The organism is Aquabacterium sp. (genome assembly GCF_016195855.1).
Classification (GTDB): Bacteria; Pseudomonadota; Gammaproteobacteria; order Burkholderiales; family Burkholderiaceae_C; genus Aquabacterium.
The window spans coordinates 106,954-127,203 of record NZ_JACPYU010000008.1; the positions used below are offsets into that span (position 1 = coordinate 106,954).

Here is a 20,250-nt window from a genome sequence, read left to right on the forward strand (position 1 = left end):
CTGGTTTGACATGAGCAAGCGGCTGTTCGACCTCGTGCTGTCTTCACTGGGCCTGCTGGCGCTGGCGCCGGTGCTGCTGCTCATTGCGTTGGCCGTCAAGCTCGACTCAGCCGGGCCGGTGTTTTTCAGGCAGGAGCGGGTGGGGCGTTATGGCCAGCCGTTTCGCATCCACAAGTTCCGCACCATGCGCCACGATCAGGGTGGCCAGGGCCTGCAGATCACGGTGGGGGCTGACCGCCGCATCACGCGCGTGGGTGGCTTCCTGCGCCGCACCAAGCTCGATGAGTTGCCGCAGTTGATTGATGTGTGGGTGGGCTCGATGAGCCTGGTGGGGCCACGCCCCGAGGTGCCGCGTTATGTGGCGCACTACCCCGCGGCCATGCGTGAGAAAGTGCTGTCGGTCAGGCCGGGCATCACGGACATCGCGTCCATCGAGTACCGCGATGAAAGCAGCGTGCTGGCGCAAGCCACCGACCCCGAGCAGGCCTACATCCACGAGGTGCTGCCCCACAAGCTGGCGCTGGCAGCCAGTTATGTGGACCAGGCCTCGGTGTGGATGGATGTGCGGCTGATCTGGCGCACGATCAGGGTGATCGTGCGCGGTTGAGATCCGAGGCCGCAGCGTCCAGAGACCTTCAGGCGCGGCGGCGTGTAGCGCCAAACAGGCCGACCAGGCCCAGGCCCATCAGCGCCCAGGTGCCAGGCTCAGGCACGACAGAGATCCCATACCACTTGGGCGTCTCGATCACAGCGCTCACCTTGAACCAGCCTTGGTCATAAGCGTTGGCCAGGACGGCTTTCCCCAGGGCCCGCAAGCCGAGTGCGCTGGCGAATGTGCTGGACGCTTGCGAACTGAGGTGGAGCCCGGACAGGGTGGCAGACAGCGCGTAGTCCGTGCTCAATGGGCTGTCACACAAGCTCCATGAGGGGCACCCGGTGACTTGGGTGGTGAGCGAGTCCGCCGTCCAGAGCGCCAGGTGTTCGATCGTGCCAACGCCGTTGCCACCGATGATGGTGCCCGAAATCACCTTGGTCCCGAAATCCACCGACAGGTTCGTGATGGTCAGGCTGCCACCACCGGATGCAGCGGCTCGCTCCGGTGCATTCAGCGTCATGCCCCCATTGGTCCCAAGGCCGTAGACCTTGCCATTGCTCAGGTCCATGGCCACCGAGGTGCTTTGGGTGGTGTTGCTCACCTCCATGAAGAAGCCCTCGGTGTCTTTCAAGGCGGTGGTCGTGCCGCTTCCGTAGGAACTGGCGCTGACGGCCAGGGCGTCCATGAAATCGAGAAAGTCGGGGCTGAACGTGAACAGGTTGGTCCCGCCAAAGAAATGCGCGTCACGGTTGGGCATGGGCTGGTCGATGGCGGTGACCGTGAAGGGCCCGCTGACCAGATCGATCTCGGCCGTGGCCAAAGGTGACGCCGCTGCCAGCACGGCGCCCAGCATCAAAGCGGCGCCATTTGGAAAGTTACTGCCCATGGTTGATGCCGCTGATCAAGTATGACGGCGTGCAGCCGCGCACAGGCCGACCAGGCCCAGGCCCATCAGGGCCCAAGTGCCAGGTTCAGGCACAGCGTGAAGGGCCGGGCCGGAGAGGAACATCGTGGATGTGGAGAGCGTGCCAAAGTCGAAAGACGGCGAGACGCCTTCTTGCCAACCCATGGCCTGCTGGAACGCCTGATTGCCCTCTGCAGTCAGGTGCAAGCCGGTCGAGATGGTGTCAAGCCTGTGCTGGGGCTGATTTTGCCAACTCAACCCTCCTGCATCGCACATGCCACCGTTTTCAGGGCAGCCCAGCACGGTGCTGCTGATGTGATCGACGGTCCAGATCGGCACGTTTTGAAGCTGGCCCAGGCCATTGCCGCCGATCAGGGTAGCGGAGATGACTTTGGTGCCGAAGTTGATGGACAGATCGGTGATGGTGAGCGAACCACTTGAATAGGTGGCCGTGAGGGTCAAGCCTCCGGTCGAGCCAATCTCGTACACCGCGTTGTCTGGCCCACTGACGATGCTGTAGGTGTTCTGCGTGATGACAGGGGTGCTGGCCGACGTGCTCCAGCTGGGCGTCCCGGTGGGGTAGCTTGCGCCGCCATACAGCGTGCCATGGATGGCCCACAGCTCAGAGGACAGCGACAAAGTGCTGGTGCCACGGTCTTGCATGCCGAGCACCCCGTCCCAGCTCCAGCTGCCGTTCGGGGTCAGCACCTGAAGGGGCGCGGCCGTGTCGGCCATCGCCACCGATGCCATCATGGCCCATGCTGCGCCCGCAGCCCATTTCCAGCGCTTCGTGGTGTGATTTGGCATGGCCATGCTCCCTGGTGAATTTGTATTTGGGCTCGATCTCGTCACAAGTTCTGTGCCGATCGGCATTCATTTTCAAAAAATACGCGATGCGCACTTTCCATGCCTTCGATAATAGGGGCTGGCGAGCATCAGATGGCAGACAGGTTTGCCCTGACGATGTCCTTTGTTGTAAACGCGAACCTGCCTGAACAATGACCCACCCGGACGGCGCATTCTTGCCATCCATCAAGGAACGCGGCCTCACGGTCGATGCCGAGCGCCTGCGCGAGTCGGTGGCCGACTGGTCGGCCGCATTGGCCGCGGTCAGCGATCTGCCCTCGTCGGTCCGCCAGGATGTGGTCGATGCGCTGGAGCTGGCGCGGCGCTTCAACGCTGAAGTCGTGCGGCCCATGGCGCTGCAGATCGATCGGCAGAGCCTGGATGACCCCAGCTACATCCCGCGTGACCTGATCCGTCAGGCCGGTGAGTGGGGCTTGTTCACCTTGTGGCTGCCAACCTTGTTTGGCGGCAAGGGCTGGAACTTCCTGTCGCTGTATGCCTTCCTGGAGGAGGTGGCCTCGGCCTGCGTGGGTGTGTCGGCCATGATCGGCGTGCACTACATGGGTGTGGCCACCTTGACGGCCAGCTGGAACCTGCGGCTGGCCGCGCGCGTGTTCGGGGACGTCTGTGCGGGCGAGCGGCGCGGTGAGCCGTGCCTGCTGAGCCTGGCGCTCAATGAAGCCCTGGCCGGTACCGACACCGCCGAGACGCAGCTCTTGCCGCATGCCAGCCTGCTCACGCAGGCCGTGGCACAGCCCGATGGCAGCTACGTGCTGTCGGGCCGCAAGACCTATATCTCCAACGGCCATGTGTCGAGCTGGCACATGGTGGTGGCCTACGAGGACCTGAGCCAGCCTGCCGACACGATGGTGGTGCTCGCCGTGCGTGCTGATTCACCCGGTGTGCGTTGCGGCGAGTTGATCGACAAGGTCGGGCAGAAGGCCTGCGTGGCTTCTGAGCTGGTGTTTGAACAATGTCGGGTGCCAGCCGAATGCGTGGCCATCGACCGCCAGCGGGCCAAGGGCCTCAAGCGCGCTTACCGTGATATCGCGCAGACCTTGCTGGACTATGTCTTGTCGTGCACGCGTGCGGGCGTGGGCGCCTTTGCGGCCGGCACGGCGCGGGGGGTGTGCGAAGCCGCACGTGATTACGCTGCGCGCAAGGTCTTGCCGGCGGGCCGCCTGATCGAGCAGCAATGGGCGCAGACCACGTTGGCCGAGATGAGCAAGAACGCCTCGCTGGCGCGACAGGCTTATCTGGAGTCGGCTCTGGCCAATGGCATGGGTGGCTTGTTCCGCATGATGTTCTTCAGGCCGCTGTACTGGGCCGATAAGCTGGCACCGGCGAGTGTGTGGCGCTTTGCGGCGCGGCGCGTGCTGCAGTCGCCCGATGCGACGCAGTGGTTCCAGCAGCGTTTTCTGGATGCCCAGCCACGCGAGTGGCAGAACCTGATCTCGGGCCTGGCCTCGATGGCCAAGTTCGCGGGCAGCGATCTGGCGATGGCCAATGCCAACCTTGCGCTGGACCTGACCGGGGCCGATGGCCTGCGCCATGAGTTGGGCATTGAGAAACGCCTGCGCGACGCCAAGGTGCTGCAACTGTATGAAGGCACGGACCAGCTCAACCGCGTGAACCTGTTCAAGTGCCGTGTGCGCCAGGACCCGAGCGTGCGCGTGTTCGTGCGCGAGTCTGAAGTCTGGGGGGTGGCCGACCCCGCCATGCGCTGGCCGCAAGCCAAGGGGGATGCGTGGCTGGATGTGGCGCAAGGTTTTGCCGATGCGCAGTTGCCGGCACTGAAAGGTGTGGCGGCGCTGGATCACATGCATGGCCTGGGCTGGGCCAATCTGTGTGGTGAGCGTGAATGGGGTGCACAGGGGCAACCGGTTGACGCCTTGTGCCGCGTGCTGGAAGCCTTGTCTGGCGTGGACCCGAGCGCGGCCGCCGCGGTGTATGGCAGTGCCGCAGCGCACCTGGCGCTGAGTGCGGCGCAGCCTTCACTGGATGAGCAATCGCTGATGCAGGATCTGGCGGGCGAGTGGCTGGCCTGGCCCGCTTGCCATGACATCCACGATCAACTCTGGCCCGCGGTGGATGCACAAGGTTATCTGCGTGGTCAGGTCGACATGCTGCTGCTGGGCACGCATGCGCGCTGGGCCGTGTTGCCGGTGCAGGGGCGTGATCAGGGCATGCAGCTGGCGGTGGTCGATCTGAACCACCCCGCCGTCATCCGTGGCGAGCCGATCCGCACATTGGGGCTGCCCCACTGCGGCATCAACGATGTCGAGTTCGGTGGTGTGCCGTGCACCTTGCTGGGCGGCCAGGGGGCGAGCCTGTTCAGGCGTTTGTCTGCCGAGCTGGCCCCTGCGGTGATGGCCATGCAGTGCGGCCTGTCACGCGCGAGCTTGCGCGATGCCATTGCCCATGCGGCGTCCCGGCAGCAGGGTGGTGGCAGCTTGCTGGGGTGGGGCGAGGTGCGCCGCATCCTGTCGGGCATGCAAGAGCGCCTGAGCAGCATGCAGGGCCTGTTGTGGGCCGCGCTCTCAGGTGGCAGCAGTGGCCAGGATGCGCATTACAGCGCGCTGCATGTGGGCCGACTGGCCGTGGCCTTGACGGTGGACGGTGTGCAGATCATGGGGGCGCAGGGCTACAGCAGTGCCAGCATGCAGGCGCAGCGCATGAAGGATGCACGGCAGTTGCAGTGCCTGCTGGGCGGGGCCGCGTGGCGCAGCCAGTGGCTGCTGGAGCGGGTTTGAGGTTGTGTCAGCAGTCCGGCAGCGTCAGGCTGTGGGGATGTCGCACAGCTTGAGCAGCAGCCGGTGCAGTTCGGTCTGTTCGGTGGTGCTCAATGGTTGGGTGACCTGCTGGTCCTGATCCTGAACCGCTTGCGTGATCTTGATCAGGTCGGCCTTGCCCTTGTCGGTCAGCTCCAGGCTGAAGGCACGGCGGTCTTCGGGGGCGGGCAGGCGCTGCATATAGCCCAGCTCTTCCAGCGCATCCACCAGGATCACCGCACCTGAACGCGCGATGCCCATGATCTTGGCCAGCTGGGTGAGCTTGAGACCGGGGTTGAGCGACACGATCACCATGGCCGAGAAACGCGGCGGCGTGATGCCCCAGGGCTCCAGCGCGACGATGAAGGTCTCGTACATCCTGATCTGGGCACGCCGAATGGCATAACCCATCAGGGAGTCCAGCACACCGTATTGGATGCCTGGCACGTGGGCTACGAAGAGTTCCGAGTCGCTCATTGTTGTTCTTGCTGGATCGCTGTGCTGGCGCCATTGTAGGGAGGCTGGCCCGCTTCGTGTGCAGGACCAAGGTCACACAGGGCGAGCGCATGACATCCTGACGATCTCAGGGCGCATTTCCCGTTCGTGCCCCCCGGCTTCATTTAACAGGCCACGATGTTGACGGCCAGGCCGCCACGCGCGGTCTCCTTGTATTTGTCCTTCATGTCCGCGCCGGTTTCGCGCATGGTCTGGATCACCTTGTCCAGGCTGACACGGTGCGAGCCGTCGCCATGCAAGGCCAGCCTGGCCGCGTTGATGGCCTTGACGGCCGCAATGGCATTGCGCTCGATGCAGGGGATCTGGACCAGGCCGCCCACCGGGTCGCAGGTCAGGCCCAGGTGATGCTCCATGCCGATCTCGGCGGCGTTCTCGATCTGGGCAGGGGTGCCACCCAAGACGGCACACAGGCCGGCCGCGGCCATGGAACAGGCCACGCCGACCTCGCCTTGGCAGCCCACCTCGGCGCCGGAGATCGAGGCGTTCTCTTTGTAGAGCAGGCCAATGGCGGCGGCCGTGAGCAGGAAGTCCATCACGCCTTGATCGGTCGCGCCCGGCACGAAGTGGCGGTAGTAGTGCAGCACGGCGGGCACGATGCCGGCTGCGCCATTGGTGGGCGCGGTGACCACGCGGCCACCGGCGGCGTTCTCTTCATTGACGGCCAGGGCATACAGGTTGACCCAGTCCATCACGTGCAGCGGGTCGGTCTGGGTGGTCACCGCGGCCAGGCGCTGGTACAGGCCGGGTGCGCGCCGCGTGACCTGGAAGCCGCCCGGCAGCACGCCCGTGTGCACGCAACCCCTTTGCACACAGGCCTGCATGGCTTGCCAGATGCGCATGAGGCCGGCGTCGATGTCGGCATCGCTGCGCCAATGGCGCTCGTTGCGGCGCATGAGTTCGGCCACGCTGATGTGGTGTTGCGCGGTCAGGGACAGGATGTCCGCCCCGCTGTGAAAGGGCAGCGGCAGCACGGTGGCGTCGGGCGCAATGCTGGCCTGCCTGACGGTGTCGTCCACCGCTTCCTGGCTCAGCACGAAGCCGCCGCCAACCGAGTAATACGTGCCTTGCAGCAGGACATGGGCGGCATCGCCCAGCGCCGTGAAGCGCATGCCATTGGGGTGAAAGGGCAGGGTCTCGTTGTGCTGAAAGCAGATGTCGCGTGCAGGGTCGAAAGCCCGCTCGTGCGTGCCGGCCAGCTTGATGACATGGTCTGCGTGCACCTGCGCCATGAGCTGCGCGATGTCGTCAACAGGCACGGTGTCGGGCTCATGGCCCATCAGGCCGAGCATCACGGCCTTGTCGCTGCCGTGGCCTTTGCCGGTGGCACCCAGCGAGCCATACAGATCGACCACCACGCGGTGGGTGGCATCGAGCAGGCCGCCTGCCTGCAGGCGCAGCAGGAACAGCCTGGCGGCCCGCATGGGGCCCACCGTGTGGGAACTCGATGGGCCGATGCCCACCTTGAACAGATCGAATACCGAGACAGCCATGAAGGGCTCCCGTCCTGATCAGGTCAGGATGGGGTCATCTTGGCGCCGATTGCCTCGGCGCAGCAAGACGGGGTTCGCCCTAGTGCGTGCGCTTGGTGTGGCCGCCGCGTTGCAGATTGCACGCTGGCGGCGAAATCAGTAAGCCGCGTTGAACAGCGCCTGGCCCGCGCGCATCGGGTCGCCGGTGGTCTCGTAGGTCTTGATCCACACGGGGTAGCTGTGGATGACCTTGTGCTGCCAGGGGTGGAAGCCGGGCTTGTAGTACTGCATCAACTTGAGCGTGTTGCGGGCGAACAGGCCGCCGGGGCCATACAGCCACCACGCCCCCTTGACGCACATCACCATGCGCTGGCCAAACGAGAAGCCGTCGCCCTTGAGCAGCAGGTTGGTGAGGCGCATGCTGTCGACCACAACCTTGTACAGCGCATGGGTCATGGCGGCGCAGCGCTTGAAGTAGCCCACCTTGGCCACTTGCTGCATCACGTCGAAGGCCACGGCCTTGTGCTCCATTTCTTCGATCGCGTGCCAGGCCCACATGGCGCGCACGTTCTCGTCGGCGGGGGCCATCACGTCCTTGGTCTCGAACAGCATCTGCGCCATCATGGCCGTGAAGTGCTCGAAGGCGGCGGTCAGGGCCAGGTTGTACTCGGCCGAGTAGACGCGGTTGTACTTGTCGAACAGGGCCTTGGCGTCCACCAGGATCTTGTCCACGTCCACACCTTGCTTGCGCAGCAGGTCGTTGTAGTGGGTGTGGGCAATGCCGTGCTGGCCTTCCTGGCGAATGAAGTTCTTCACGTCCTCGGCCATCTTGGGGTCGGTGATCTGGGTGCGGAAGGCGCGCACGCTGGTGATGAAGTAGCGCTCGCCATCGGGGAAGGCTGCTTGCATGCCGTCAAACAGGCGCGTCTGGAAGGCCTTGCCGCCGAACCACCAGCGCGGGGTCTTCTCGTCGAGATGGAAGTCCAGCTTTTCGCGGGGAACGATCTCGCCTGGGGCGTTGTCTTTGTAGTCGCTCATGGTGGGTGTTGTCTCGGTAACTGTTTGATACCAGTTTACGAAGAAGTTGGTCGGTTGACGTATACGTCAAGGCGACACGAGGGCATCCATGGCGACAGACGGGGAAGCGTTCGCGCATTCCTCACGGAACGCGCTTTGGGGTTTCTACCCAAGTTGCGCATCGCGCATGATGTGGGCTGTGTTGTTCAACTGGTGAACTGAAGACATGAGTGCAGACATTCGCTTTGACGGCCGTGTGGCCATCGTGACGGGCGCCGGTGGCGGCCTGGGCCGCAGCCACGCGCTGCAACTGGCGGCACGTGGTGCCAAGGTGCTGGTCAATGACCTGGGCGCGGCGCGCGATGGGTCGGTGAACGCCGCCGCAGGTGAGTCGGCCGCTGACCGCGTGGTGGCCGAGATCCGTGCGGCCGGCGGCGAGGCCTTGGCCAATACCGGCTCGGTGACCGACCCCGTGGCCGTGCAGGCCATGGTGGACCAGGCCATGGCGGCCTGGGGCCGGGTAGACATCCTGGTGAACAACGCCGGCATCCTGCGTGACAAGAGCTTTTCGAAGATGACGCTCGATGACTTCCGCCTGCTGGTGGACGTGCACCTGATGGGCGCCGTCTACGGCACCAAGGCGGTCTGGGAGGCCATGAAGGCGCAGGGTTATGGCCGCATCATCTTCACGACCTCGTCCTCGGGCCTGTTTGGCAACTTTGGCCAGGCCAATTACGGCGCGGCCAAGATGGCCCTGGTCGGCCTGATGCAGACCCTGGCGCTGGAGGGAGAGAAGTACAACGTGCGCGTCAACTGCCTGGCGCCCACGGCGGCCACCCGCATGACCGAGGACATCATGCCGCCCGAGGTGCTCAAGCTGCTGACGCCCGAGAGCGTCACGCCTGGCGTGCTCTTTTTGGCCAGCGAGCAGGCGCCCACGCGCGCCATCCTGTGTGCCGGGGCAGGGGTGTTTGCCGCCTCGCACGTGACGCTGACCGATGGCCTGCTGATCGGCGCCGGGCCGGATGCGCCCGAGCAACTGGCCGCGCAATTTGCCCGCATCAATGCGCAGGCCAATGAGACGGTGCCCGGCAGCGGGCTGGCCCAATCCCAGCAGGAGATGGCCAAGGTCATGACCCAGGTGACGGCTGGCCGCTGAAAAAGCGTTTCAAGGCGTGAAGGAGGGCACACAAGGGGGACATTTGGGTGCCCAAGCGCCTTTTAATCCGGGTTTCCAGGCTGGCATCCTGGGAGAAGAATGACGCGAACCCTTGCCTAGGGTGCGTCCATTTCTTCCTGAGGTTGTGCCATGCAGACACCATTGATACGCAAGCGCGCGCCGCTCATGGCCTGGCTGTGTGGCATCGCCCTGTCCTTGCTGGTGGCCGGCTGTGGTGGCGGCGGTGGTGGGGCATCTTCGTCGTCGGGTGGCTCCGGTGCGGGCGCATCCACCAGTGTGGTGACCTTGAGCGGCGTGGCGGCCCAGGGCGCCCCTTTGATCGGCGCGACCGTCTCTGTCATTGACGCCAATGGCGCTTCACAAGGCTCGACCTTGGCCAGCCTGGTGAGCGGCGAGTACCAGCTCCCCTTGAGTTCACCCTCTGTCAAGTTCCCGCTGCTGGTGCAGGCCGCGGGTGTGGACATGGCCGGCAACCCGGTTGTGCTGCACACCGTGGTGCTGTCGGGCACGGCGGGGCAGACCACGATGGCCCACATCACGCCGCTGACCAATGCCGTGGTGGCCATGCTGCTGGGTGGCGACCCCCGGCCTCGTTTCACCACGCCCTCCAGCATCGATTCGACCACCTGGACGCGCCTGGGCAACAGCGCTGCCGTGACGGCCGCCAATGGTTTCCTGCTGACCGTCATCACGCCCAATCTGGCGGGTGTCAAGCCCACGGCCTTGAACAAGGCCACGCTCAACATCTTCTCGGATCCCAACTTCCATGCCGACAAGACCGGCATGGACGCGCTCATCGACGGGGTGCAGGTTCAGTTGGGCAAGGACGTCATCGGCAATGAGGTGCTGAGGCTGTCCAACAGCCTGATCCTGGCGGGCAGCTCGGAAGTGGTTGTCAACCTGACGACGGCCAAAACCGGCTTGTCTCTGGCGACACCCGCGGTGGCGTCGAACGCGATCACGTCCTCGCGGATCACCACCACCAACTCGACCACCATTGCCCACGTGGCGGACCTGTCCACCCTGCAGTCGCGCATCAACGACTTGCTGGCGGTGCCGGGTGTGACAGCCGGCAGCTTCAACCCGAACAACCTGACCCGGGCACCCATCGTGTCCGCCTCGTACAACTACTTCAACGGGCTGGACTGGGGCGGTTTGATCGACCAGTTCGTGGCCTATGGCACGGCGGGCTACCAGCTCAGCGCCTTCCAGGTCGTGGGTTGCCTGGACGACCCCGTGCCCTCGGGTGGCTGCGCCAAGGTCCGCATTGCGTCCTTGCTGCGCAGCAGCAGCACCGGCCAGATCATGCAGGTGTTCGAGAACGTGGCGAGCTGGTCTTCCACGGCGGGTTGGACTTTCGTCGGCAACGACTCGGCCAACGCGGTCTACCTCTATCCCGCCACCTGGCAGCAGTGGACCTCGCATGGCGTGGTCAGCGGGGGCACCGGACTGGGCTTGCAGACGGACCTCAGCACGGTGTCGACCCTGGTTGGCAACGCGCCGCGCCTGGGGCTGCCCAACCCCAACAGCTCCGCCAGAACCATATACGTGCCGCCCTCGGGCTCCGGGCCTTTGTTGCTCGTGCCCACGGAGACCGGTGACCTGATCACGGACCAGGTGCTGGCGGTGACCCAGGTCGGCCCCTTGAGCACCTCGGATGTGGTGCCGGGTGCCCTTTACAAGCTGACCTCCACGGCCTTGATCCCTTTCCCGGCCGACCCGCTGCTGGGCCAGTTCGTGGCCGACAAGGTCTACACCACGCGCCTGACGGCAGAGCTGCCCACCAATCTGGCGGCCAGTGCCTACCCCATGATGGACAACGTCACCACGGTGCCACTGACCAGCACCGACATGACCAATGGCCTGAGTTTCAGCTGGAACACCTGGGCCGCCGCCAACCCGCAGTTGCGGATGGTGGAGGTGCGCGCCGTGATCACCTCGACCGCGTCGGCGCCGGTCAAACAGGTGGTCACGCTGATCCCGATGTCGTCCAGACAGCTCACCCTGACCTCGTTCGCGGGCCTGGTCCCGGCCGATGCCATCCAGTTCACCCTGTGGCTGATCGCGCAGGACGAGCAGGGCCGCCGCTACATCAGCAAGATCGTGGCGGACTCCTGAGCAGGTGCAGCATGACGATGGCCTCGCTGGTGGGTGAGGCCACGGCATCGGCCAGCGTGTAGCGGTCCAGTGCCGCAAAGAAGGCGTCCAATGCGGTGTCCAGGATGCCCTTGAGCTGGCAGTTGGTGCGCAGGCCACAAGGCGGGTCGGCGCAGTCGATCAGGTCCTTGCTGTGTTCCAGCGTGCGGATGATCTGGCCCAGCCGGTATTGCTCGGGCGTTTGCGCCAGCGCCAGCCCACCGCCCTTGCCGCGCGTGGTGATGAGCCAGCCTTGTTGCCCCATGAAATGCACGACCTTCACCAGATGGTGGCGTGACACCGCATAACGATCGGCGATCTCGCTGATGGTGACCGGTGCGGGCGAGGCCGTGTGCGTGAGGTACATGAGCACGCGCAGGCCCAGGTCCGTGAAGTGCGTCAATTGCATGGTGCCAGCATGGTATGTCAGCCCTCGATGCGGTGCAGTGCCCGCACGAAGTCGGACTGGGTGATGATGCCCACGATGCGCTTGTCGCCATCGATCACGGGGATGTGGTGGTGGCCGGCCTCGGTGAACAGGGGCAGCAACTCCACCGCATGGCGGTCTTCGCTGGTGACCCGCACCTGGCGCGTCATGATCTGGCCCACCACTTCGGGTTTGTCGGATTCCAGCAGGCCATCGGGCCGCAGGAAGGCGCGCAGGCGCTGGCCGATGCCCTGGTGTTCGTTCAGGCCCGCCCCACGCAGGAAGTCGGCCATGGTGATGATGCCCACGATGCGCCGGGAGCGGTCCACCACGGGCAGGGCCTTGATGCCGCACTCGCGCATGAGTTGCCAGGCCTCGGCCAGCGAGGAGCCGAACTCCACCGTCACCACATCGCGCGTCATCACGTCCTTGCAGCGCACTTCGCTGGCACGGCGGCGCATGGCCTCGACCTCGGCGTCCTGCAGCAGCGCTTCCAGGTCATCGCGGCTGACGTCCAGCACCTGGTTGTAGCGCGCCAGCACCTTGTCCAGATCCTGGGATATGAAGCGGGCCTGGCCGGCGTGCGCAGCGTCGCGCGGGGGCACCTGCATGTGCGGGTAGGGGCGGCCCGTCCAGGCGTTGTAGAACACCCCGATGCTCACCAGCAGCAGCGAGTTGAGCAGCGCCGCTTCGATGGCAAAGTGCCCGTGGCTGGCGTGCACCAGCACCGCCGACAAGGCCATGGCGCCACCGGGCGGGTGCAGGCAACGCAGCAGGAACATGGCCGTGATGGCCAGGGCCACGGCCAGGGCGCCGGCCAGCACCACGTCACCCACCAGGGTGGCACAGGCCGCACCAATCAAGGCGGAGATCACGTTGCCGCCCACCACGGACCAGGGCTGCGCCAGCGGGCTGGCCGGCGCTGCAAAAACCAGCACCGCGCTGGCCCCCAACGGCGCCACCAGCCATGCACCCACGACCATGCTGCCATTGAGCAGGTGGCTGATGCCGGCCGTGAGCAACACGCCGATCAGCGCGCCCACGATCACCCGCACGCGCTCACGGGCGTCAACGGCAATGGGGGCGGGCAGAAAGGCGCGCAACCAGGTGCGCCAGGAGTGGGACTGGCGCAACCAGTGCAAGGTGGGGGTCTGCTCGGAGGAGGAGGGCTGCATGGGAACGAAGCGCGGGGATCGAATGGCAGAAGATGTATTTGAGACGCAGCTTATCAGGGTGGCCCTGTCCTTGTCTGTCCGCGGATTTCCCTTGGTGTCACAGACCGTGCGCCCAGGACATAGGCATTCACCCGGTTTACGGCCGGCATGGGGACGTGAAAAATCCCCGTGATTTCCCTCACGAAACAGAAAGGCCTTGCCGTGAAGTTCCGCACCACCCTGACGGGCATCCTGTTGACGACCGCGCTGTCCGGTCAGGCCCTGGCCGCTTATTCCCAACTGGTCGTGTTCGGTGACAGCCTGTCCGACAACGGCAACCTGTTTGCCTTGACCGAAGCCATCACCGGCACCGGGCAACCTGGCGCGCCTTATGTGGATGGGCGCTTTTCCAACGGCCCGGTGGCGGTCGAGACCATGGCGGCCAAGTTGAGCCTGAACCTGACCGACTACGCTTATGGTGGCGCACAGACGGGCTTGGGCAACTACGGCGGTGCCAAGCTCAATGGCACAGGGGTGCAAGGGCAGGTCGGCATGTTCGCGGACGCCCTGGGCGGTGCCAGTGCCGATGCCAACGCCCTGTACGTGGTATGGGCCGGGCCCAATGACTTCTTTGCGGGGGCCAACATGCTGTCGAGCAGCACCTCGACCACGGCGTCCACCAACCTGCTCAATGACATCAGCAGCCTGTACCAGCTGGGCGCGCGCCAGTTCTTCGTGCCGCTGATGCCCAATCTGGGGCTCACGCCAGCGTCCACAGCCGCCGAGGCGGGCACCCCGGGCTACAAGGATGCCGCAGCGCTGCGCACCGTGGAGTACAACCAGTTGATCAACGCAGGGCTGGCCAATTTGTCCGGCAGCCTGGCGGGCGTGCAGATCCAGTCGTTTGACACGGTTGCGTTCATGGCCGCGCAGGCGCAGATCATGCAAGGTCAGGGCTTCAACACGACCGACGCCTGCTTCAACAGCACGGCCAAGACCGTTTGCAGCAACCCGGACAGCTACCTGTTCTGGGACGGCGTGCACCCGACGGCGGCGGCGCATGCGCTGCTGGGCGAGGCCTTCGCCGCTGCCGTGCCCGAGCCCGCCACGGTGTGGACCTTCATGCTGGGCCTGGGGCTGCTGGCTTTCGCGCGCCGCAGGGGTTGATCAAGCAGCGGCGTCAACCGGCTTGCGGGTTCAGGGCCGGGTGCGCCCGCAACTGCTGCGCGGCAAAGTCCACAAAGGCCAGCACCTTGGCTGCCGCGCTGCGCCCCTCCGAGTACACGAGGTACACGGGGATCGGGGTGGGCTCATAGGCTTGCAGCACGATGCGCAAGTGCCCGGCCGCCACCTCGTCCCTGACCTGGTAGGACAGCACGCGTGCCAGGCCATGGCCGGCCTTGGCCGCCATGATCCCGACCTCGACACCATTGAGCGTCAACTGGATGCGGGGCTGCGGGCCTTGCACCAGCTTGTCACCCTGGCCGGGTTGCGCCGCCAATAGCCAGGGGCTGGCCGGCCCTCCGGTGGTCGACGAACCCAAGGCCTCGTGCTCGGCCAGATCGGCCGGGCTCATGGGCTCGCCGCGGCGCGCCAGGTAATCGGGCGAGGCCACGATCACGCGGCGCACGGCGCCCACCCGCACCGCCGTCAGTGAGGAATCGGGCAGGTGCGCGATGCGCAAGGCCACGTCCACGCCTTCTTCCATCAGGTTGACCACGCGGTCCACGAAGAAGGCGCGGGCCGTGACCTGGGGGTGCGCCTGCAGAAACGACATCAGCAGCGGGGCGATGTGGATGCGGCCAAACAGCACCGGTGCGGTCACGATCAGGTGGCCCTTGGGCACGACATGCGCGCCGCCGGCCAGCGCATCGGCTTCGTCCATCTCGGCCAGGATGCGCTTGCAATCGAGCAGGTAGCGTTGGCCCGTCTCGGTCACGCGGACCTGGCGCGTCGTCCGGTGCAGCAGCCTGGCGCCAAGGTGCGCCTCCAGCGCGGCCACGGCCCGCGTCACCATCGGGCCCGAGAGCCGCAACTGGCGGGCAGCGGCAGCAAAGCCTTGCGACTCGGCCACGGCCACGAAGATGCGCATCGATTCAAAACGGTCCATGCTGGATTATTGCAATGGGTGCAACAAGCATTTGCCTGAAATGGCTATTCACACCAGATTCAAGTGTGAATAAGGTAGCGACACGTTGACTTCAAACCTCCAGGACCCCATGAACGCCCAGACCACACCCAACTCCGCCGCCCCCGCCCAGCCCATCAAGCTCCACCACTTTGCGCTGTCTGGCCATTCGCACCGGGTGCAGTTGTTCCTCTCGCTCCTGAACCTGCCCACCGAGATCATCCTGGTCGACCTGCGGCGCGGCGAGCACAAGACCCCGGTCTTCCTTGCCATGAACCGCTTCGGTCAGGTCCCCGTGATCCAGGATGGCGACGTCACCCTGGCCGACAGCAACGCCATCCTGGTCTACCTGGCGCGCCGCTATGACACCAGCGGCCAATGGCTGCCCCGTGACCCGGTGGGCGAGGCCGAGGTGCAGCGCTGGTTGACCGCCGCAGCCGGTCTGTTGGCCTTTGGTGCGGCGCATGTGCGGGCGGGCGTGCTGTTCAAGCGCCCTATCGAGGCGCGCGCCTACACCCTGGCCGAGGACCTGTTCAAGGTGATGGAGGCGCAACTGGCCTCGCAGCGCTTCCTGGCTTCGACAGCGGCCCCCACCATCGCCGACGTGGCGCTTTACACCTACACGGCCCATGCACCGGAAGGCGGCATCGTGCTCACGCCCTACCCGCATGTGCAACGCTGGCTGGCCGACATCGAAGCCTTGCCGGGCTTTGTGGGCATGATCAAGTCGCCGGTGGCGGTATGAGCGAGCCCCAAGATTCCCCGCGGGCCCAGGATGCCACCGCGCCCTTTCACGCGGGCGAGTTGCGCTTGCAGGACATCACCGGGGTGCGCGAGCGCATGGCGCAGGTGGGCCGCAACTTCATCCGCGACCACATGCCCGACCAGCACCGGGCCTTCTTTGCGCAACTGCCCTTTGTGATCGCCGCCGGGCTGGACGCGCTAGGCCAGCCCTGGGCCACCATCCTGGCGGGTGAGCCCGGCTTCATGCACACACCCGATGCGCAGCATCTGCAGATCCGCCAGGTGAGCCGGCCGGCTGACCCGCTGGCCGCCTTGTGGCAGCCTGGTGCGCCCATTGGCCTGTTGGGCATCGAGCCGCACACCAGGCGGCGCAACCGCATGAACGGCCGGCTTGATGCGGCCGATGCGCAAGGCATGCTGGTCGCGGTGCGGCAGAGTTTTGGCAACTGCCCCAAGTACATCCACCCGCGCCGGGTGGTGTGGCAGGCGGGTGAGGGCGGCGGCCCTGCCTGCCATGTGAGCGCGGAGGGCGCGGTGCTGTCCGAGCGTGCACGCGCCATGGTGGCGCAGGCGGACACCTTGTTCATCGCCTCGGCCTCACCCGACGCGGGCCAGCCATCGCCCGCACGCAGTGGCGGTGTGGACGTGTCTCATCGCGGCGGGCCGGTGGGCTTTGCCAGGCTGGATCAGGTACCTGGCGGCGAGCACGGTGCGCACACCACCCTCACCATCCCGGACTACGTGGGCAACTTCATGTTCAACACGCTGGGCAACATCCTGCTGCAACCCCGGCTCGGGCTGCTGTTCGTGGACTTTCAAAGCGGTGCCACCTTGCACCTGGCAGGCCACGCCGAGGTGCTGCTGGACAGCCCCGAGCTCGCCCGCTTCGAGGGGGCGCAACGCCTGCTCAAGGTGCGTGTGACACAAGGCTGGCTCATCGAAGGCGCCTTGCCGCAACTGGCCGTGCTGCCGGGCGAACCAGCCTAATCGTGCCCCGACACCCGCCCGCGCAAACGCTTCACATCGCCCTTGGCGGACTTGCCTTCCAGGCGCTTGCGTTGTGAACTGCGCGTGGGCCGCGTGGCCTTGCGCGCTTTGGGCAGCACCGCCACGCTGTCCACCAACACCTGCAGGCGCGCGATGGCCTCGGCCTTGTTCTGCTCCAGGCTGCGGCTGCCCTGCGCCTTGATCACCACCACGCCCTCGGCGGTGATGCGCTGGTCGCTCAAGGCCAGCAGGCGCTCCTTGATGACATCGGGCAGTGACGAGGCGGGGATGTCGAAACGCAGGTGCACCGCGTTGGACACCTTGTTGACGTTCTGCCCGCCCGCGCCCTGGGCCCGGATGGCGCTGAAGTCCATCTCGTCTTCACGCAGGGGGATGAGTGCCTCAGCCATGTCGTGCCTCGCCTGGCCTCACTCAGGCCGGTCCAGCTTGGTGGACAGCATGATGGTGGAGAAGGTGTCGATCACGCCCTGCACATTGCGGATGCGGTCGATCACGGTGTCCAGCTCTTGCGTGGAGTCGGTCAGCAGCATGGCGCACAGGTCATAACGCCCGCTGACCGAGTACAGCTTGGTGATCTCGTGGCGCTTGGCCAGCTCCCGCATCACCGTCGATTCATGCCGTGATTCGATCGAGATCAGCACCATGGCGCGGATCACATGGGGCCCGCGCGTGCTGCTCACGCTCACCGTGTAGCCGGTGATCACGCCCGCATCCTCCAGGGCCTTGAGCCGCAGCTGTGCCGTGCTGCGCGCACAACCCAGTGCCTTGGCGATGTTGACCAGGGGCAGGCGCGCATTGACCTTGAGCAGCTCGATGAGCTGGTGGTCCATGGCGTCCAGATTGGGCTTGAGGACGGGCTGCGCGGCAGGCTGGGATGATGCTTTCGGCATATCGCCATTATCGCGATCAATCTGACTGATTGGAAGTGAATAAATCAGTCACTTTGCGCGTTTTCATCGGCGTGGTGGCTGCCGATACTGAAGGTGTGGACGGCGGTTGGCCCGCCCTCCCGATGCAGGAGAGCCGCCATGCCCATCACCATCGAAGCCCCTGTGACCCTGGTGTCCAAGCCTTGTTCAACCACCCCGAAAAAGCTGCTGAGCTGGGACGAGTTGCAAGCCTACGACCCCGAAAGCGAACCCTGGCAAAAGCAGTTTGCGCGCCGCTACACCCACCACCGCGAGCTGATGGGCGTGCTCCACAAGGTGGAGGACGTCGACGACACGGTCTACGCCAAGTTCGCCATCGCCGTCACCCCGTACATGGCCCAACTGATGGACCGTGACGACCCGAACTGCCCCATCCGCCTGCAGTACCTGCCGTCCTTCCACGAACAGACCCGTCCCGGTTTCGCCACCATGCTCGACGAGCTGGGCGAAGAGCGCGACACCATCCCTGGGACCAGCGTGGTGCACCGCTACCCGCGCCGCGTGCTCTTTCTGGTCAGCAACACCTGCGCGACGCTGTGCCGCTTCTGCACGCGCAAGCGCATGGTGTCGCAGCCCACGGGCTCGGTCCACAAGGACGAGATCGAGGCCTCCATCGACTACATCGCCAGCAACAAGCACATCGAGGATGTGCTGCTGTCCGGCGGCGACCCGCTGACCTTCACCGACGAGCGGCTCGACGAGATCCTGGGCGCCATCCGCACGCGTGCGCCGCATGTGCGCTTCCTGCGCATCGGCTCGCGCATGGTGGTGCAACTGCCCACGCGCATCACGCCCGAGCTGTGCGCCGTGCTGGAGAAGCACCGCGTGCAGATGCTCAACATCCACATCAACCACCACAAGGAGATCACGCCCCTGCTGCGCCAGCGCGTCAAGATGATCCAGAAGGCCGGGATCATGATGGGCCTGCAGAGCGTGTGCCTCAAGGGCGTGAACGACAGCGTGGAGGTCATGCGCGAGCTGTTCATGCAGGCCGTCGAGATGGGCGTGCGCCCCTACTACGTGTACTCGACCGACATGGTCGAAGGCGCGCACCACTTCGTCGTGCCGCACCGCCGCATGCTGGAGCTGTACGAAGGCCTGCGTGGCTGGATCAGCGGGCCGGCCGTGCCCACCTTCATCGTCGATGGCCTGGGTGGGCTGGGCAAGCTGCCCATCATCCCCAGCTATGTGCGTGAAGAAGCCTTGCCTGATGGCAGCGGCACCACCATCAAATGCCGCAACTACGCCGGCAAGACCGTGGAGATGCCAGGCCTGGGCCAGAACTTCAGCCTGCCATCGCAAAGCAACTGAGGGGAGGGCCACGCCATGTCTGCTCATCTGCGCCATGCCGACCTGGCCGTGCCCCATGCGCCGGGGCATCCAGGCCAGCACGGTTGCCCCTATGGCACCCACCGCGTCATCCAGCCCCAGGGCGTGCTGCCCCAGCCCGCCTGGCGCATCGACAACACCATGTCGATCTACGACAACGAGATCCTCATTGACGTGGATGCGCTCAATGTGGACGCGGCCAGCTTCACGCAGATCAAGCAGGCGGCCAAAGGCGATGTGGACCACATCGCCGCCACCATCCTGGACATCGTGGCCCAGCGTGGCAAGCTGCACAACCCGGTGACCGGCTCGGGCGGCATGCTCATCGGGCGCGTGGCGGCTCTTGGCCCGGCCTTGGCCGGCAAGACCGATCTGGCCGTGGGCGACAAGGTGGCGACCATGGTGTCCTTGTCCTTGACGCCGCTGCGCATCGACCAGATCCACCGCATCCACCAGGACAAGGACCAGGTCGACATCACCGGCCAGGCCGTCCTGTTTGAAAGCGGCTTGTACGCCCGGCTGCCCGATGACATCCCCGAGAAGGTGGCCTTGGCCATCCTGGACGTGGCGGGTGCCCCGGCGCAGACCGCGCGCCTGGTGCAGCCTGGTGACACCGTGGTCGTGGTGGGCGGCGGCGGCAAATCCGGCACCTTGTGTGTGTATGAAGCGAAGAAGCGCGCGGGCCCCACGGGTTGCGTGATCGGCGTGTCGCCCTTCGAGAAGGACTGCCAGCGCCTGCGCGAACTGGGTTGGGCCGACCATGCCTTGCAGGTGGATGCGACCAATGCGGTGGCCATGATGCAGGCGGTGGCCGAGGTCACACAGGGCCGCCTGGCCGATGTGGTGATCAACTGCGTGAACCTGCCCCACACCGAGATGGGCAGCATCCTGGCCACGAAGGACCGGGGCCGCATCTACTTCTTCTCCATGGCCACCAGCTTCACGGCCGCCTCGCTGGGGGCCGAAGGCGTGGGCAAGGATGTGGACATGCTGATGGGCAATGGCTATGCCAGAGGCAATGCCGAGTACGCCCTGTCGCTGCTGCGTGAGTCAGCCGCGCTGCGGCACTTGTTCGACACCCTGTACGTGTGAGCGGC

At 65.5% G+C, this 20,250-nt stretch carries 19 protein-coding genes; 9 read left to right on the forward strand and 10 right to left on the reverse strand.

What is annotated here, in order from left to right:
- Positions 1-10 precede the first annotated feature (10 nt).
- Positions 11-607, forward strand: coding sequence for a sugar transferase (locus tag HY019_RS07800; protein WP_290689941.1), 597 nt, complete (start codon positions 11-13; stop codon positions 605-607).
- A gap of 28 nt (positions 608-635) precedes the next feature.
- Here HY019_RS07800 and HY019_RS07805 read toward each other — a convergent pair whose 3' ends face one another.
- Both HY019_RS07805 and HY019_RS07810 read right to left on the reverse strand, forming a co-directional pair.
- On the reverse strand, positions 636-1,481 hold the full coding sequence (locus HY019_RS07805; protein ID WP_290689943.1) for a PEP-CTERM sorting domain-containing protein: 846 nt from the start codon (positions 1,479-1,481) through the stop codon (positions 636-638).
- Between the two features lie 15 nt (positions 1,482-1,496).
- The gene (locus tag HY019_RS07810) at positions 1,497-2,306 is read right to left on the reverse strand and encodes a PEP-CTERM sorting domain-containing protein (RefSeq protein ID WP_290689947.1); all 810 of its coding nucleotides are present in this window, start codon (positions 2,304-2,306) and stop codon (positions 1,497-1,499) included.
- A 215-nt stretch (positions 2,307-2,521) separates the two neighbouring features.
- On the opposite strand from HY019_RS07810, the gene HY019_RS07815 reads away from it, so the two are divergent.
- Positions 2,522-5,098 carry an acyl-CoA dehydrogenase family protein gene (locus HY019_RS07815; protein ID WP_290689949.1) on the forward strand — a complete coding sequence of 859 codons (2,577 nt, stop codon included), beginning with the start codon at positions 2,522-2,524 and terminating at the stop codon, positions 5,096-5,098.
- 24 nt (positions 5,099-5,122) lie between these two features.
- Here HY019_RS07815 and HY019_RS07820 read toward each other — a convergent pair whose 3' ends face one another.
- The 3 genes from HY019_RS07820 to HY019_RS07830 form a co-directional block, all read right to left on the reverse strand.
- The gene (locus tag HY019_RS07820; RefSeq protein WP_290689951.1) at positions 5,123-5,593 is read right to left on the reverse strand and encodes a MarR family transcriptional regulator; all 471 of its coding nucleotides are present in this window, start codon (positions 5,591-5,593) and stop codon (positions 5,123-5,125) included.
- Positions 5,594-5,736: 143 nt separating this feature from the next.
- Complete coding sequence (locus tag HY019_RS07825; protein WP_290689953.1) at positions 5,737-7,122, reverse strand: L-serine ammonia-lyase; 1,386 nt, start codon at positions 7,120-7,122, stop codon at positions 5,737-5,739.
- Positions 7,123-7,257: 135 nt separating this feature from the next.
- A complete protein-coding gene (locus tag HY019_RS07830; protein ID WP_290689955.1) occupies positions 7,258-8,139 on the reverse strand; it encodes a metal-dependent hydrolase in 882 nt (293 codons plus the stop codon).
- A gap of 205 nt (positions 8,140-8,344) precedes the next feature.
- Between HY019_RS07830 and HY019_RS07835 the strand changes: the two genes are divergently transcribed.
- Together HY019_RS07835 and HY019_RS07840 are read left to right on the forward strand one after the other, a co-directional pair.
- Positions 8,345-9,277, forward strand: a complete 933-nt coding sequence (locus tag HY019_RS07835) for an SDR family NAD(P)-dependent oxidoreductase (RefSeq protein WP_290689957.1) — start codon at positions 8,345-8,347, stop codon at positions 9,275-9,277.
- Positions 9,278-9,427: 150 nt separating this feature from the next.
- Complete coding sequence (locus tag HY019_RS07840; RefSeq protein WP_290689960.1) at positions 9,428-11,416, forward strand: hypothetical protein; 1,989 nt, start codon at positions 9,428-9,430, stop codon at positions 11,414-11,416.
- Here the strand turns inward: HY019_RS07840 and HY019_RS07845 are convergent.
- Positions 11,391-11,843: an Rrf2 family transcriptional regulator gene (locus HY019_RS07845; RefSeq protein ID WP_290689962.1), complete on the reverse strand. Its 453-nt coding sequence runs from the start codon at positions 11,841-11,843 to the stop codon at positions 11,391-11,393. The two genes, HY019_RS07840 and HY019_RS07845, sit on opposite strands and share 26 nt — an antisense overlap.
- 17 nt (positions 11,844-11,860) lie before the next feature.
- The gene (locus HY019_RS07850) at positions 11,861-13,036 is read right to left on the reverse strand and encodes an HPP family protein (protein WP_290689963.1); all 1,176 of its coding nucleotides are present in this window, start codon (positions 13,034-13,036) and stop codon (positions 11,861-11,863) included.
- A gap of 201 nt (positions 13,037-13,237) precedes the next feature.
- Here HY019_RS07850 and HY019_RS07855 point away from each other — a divergent pair, with 201 nt between their 5' ends.
- Positions 13,238-14,182: an SGNH/GDSL hydrolase family protein gene (locus HY019_RS07855; protein WP_290689967.1), complete on the forward strand. Its 945-nt coding sequence runs from the start codon at positions 13,238-13,240 to the stop codon at positions 14,180-14,182.
- Positions 14,183-14,195: 13 nt separating this feature from the next.
- Here HY019_RS07855 and HY019_RS07860 read toward each other — a convergent pair whose 3' ends face one another.
- Positions 14,196-15,125 (reverse strand): LysR family transcriptional regulator, encoded by a 930-nt coding sequence (locus tag HY019_RS07860; protein ID WP_290689969.1) that lies wholly within the window; start codon positions 15,123-15,125, stop codon positions 14,196-14,198.
- A gap of 109 nt (positions 15,126-15,234) precedes the next feature.
- Here HY019_RS07860 and HY019_RS07865 point away from each other — a divergent pair, with 109 nt between their 5' ends.
- Together HY019_RS07865 and HY019_RS07870 are read left to right on the forward strand one after the other, a co-directional pair.
- Positions 15,235-15,888, forward strand: a complete 654-nt coding sequence (locus HY019_RS07865; RefSeq protein ID WP_290689973.1) for a glutathione S-transferase family protein — start codon at positions 15,235-15,237, stop codon at positions 15,886-15,888.
- Positions 15,885-16,874 (forward strand): pyridoxamine 5'-phosphate oxidase family protein, encoded by a 990-nt coding sequence (locus HY019_RS07870; RefSeq protein ID WP_290689979.1) that lies wholly within the window; start codon positions 15,885-15,887, stop codon positions 16,872-16,874. The genes HY019_RS07865 and HY019_RS07870 overlap by 4 nt, the downstream gene beginning before the upstream one ends.
- Here the strand turns inward: HY019_RS07870 and arfB are convergent.
- Both arfB and HY019_RS07880 read right to left on the reverse strand, forming a co-directional pair.
- A complete protein-coding gene (gene arfB / locus HY019_RS07875) occupies positions 16,871-17,284 on the reverse strand; it encodes an alternative ribosome rescue aminoacyl-tRNA hydrolase ArfB (RefSeq protein WP_290689982.1) in 414 nt (137 codons plus the stop codon). The two genes, HY019_RS07870 and arfB, sit on opposite strands and share 4 nt — an antisense overlap.
- An 18-nt stretch (positions 17,285-17,302) precedes the next feature.
- On the reverse strand, positions 17,303-17,785 hold the full coding sequence (locus HY019_RS07880; protein WP_290689988.1) for an Lrp/AsnC family transcriptional regulator: 483 nt from the start codon (positions 17,783-17,785) through the stop codon (positions 17,303-17,305).
- Positions 17,786-17,923: 138 nt separating this feature from the next.
- Between HY019_RS07880 and HY019_RS07885 the strand changes: the two genes are divergently transcribed.
- Positions 17,924-19,135 (forward strand): KamA family radical SAM protein, encoded by a 1,212-nt coding sequence (locus HY019_RS07885; protein WP_290689993.1) that lies wholly within the window; start codon positions 17,924-17,926, stop codon positions 19,133-19,135.
- Positions 19,136-19,150: 15 nt separating this feature from the next.
- Positions 19,151-20,245, forward strand: a complete 1,095-nt coding sequence (locus HY019_RS07890; RefSeq protein WP_290689994.1) for a zinc-binding dehydrogenase — start codon at positions 19,151-19,153, stop codon at positions 20,243-20,245.
- Positions 20,246-20,250 lie beyond the last annotated feature (5 nt).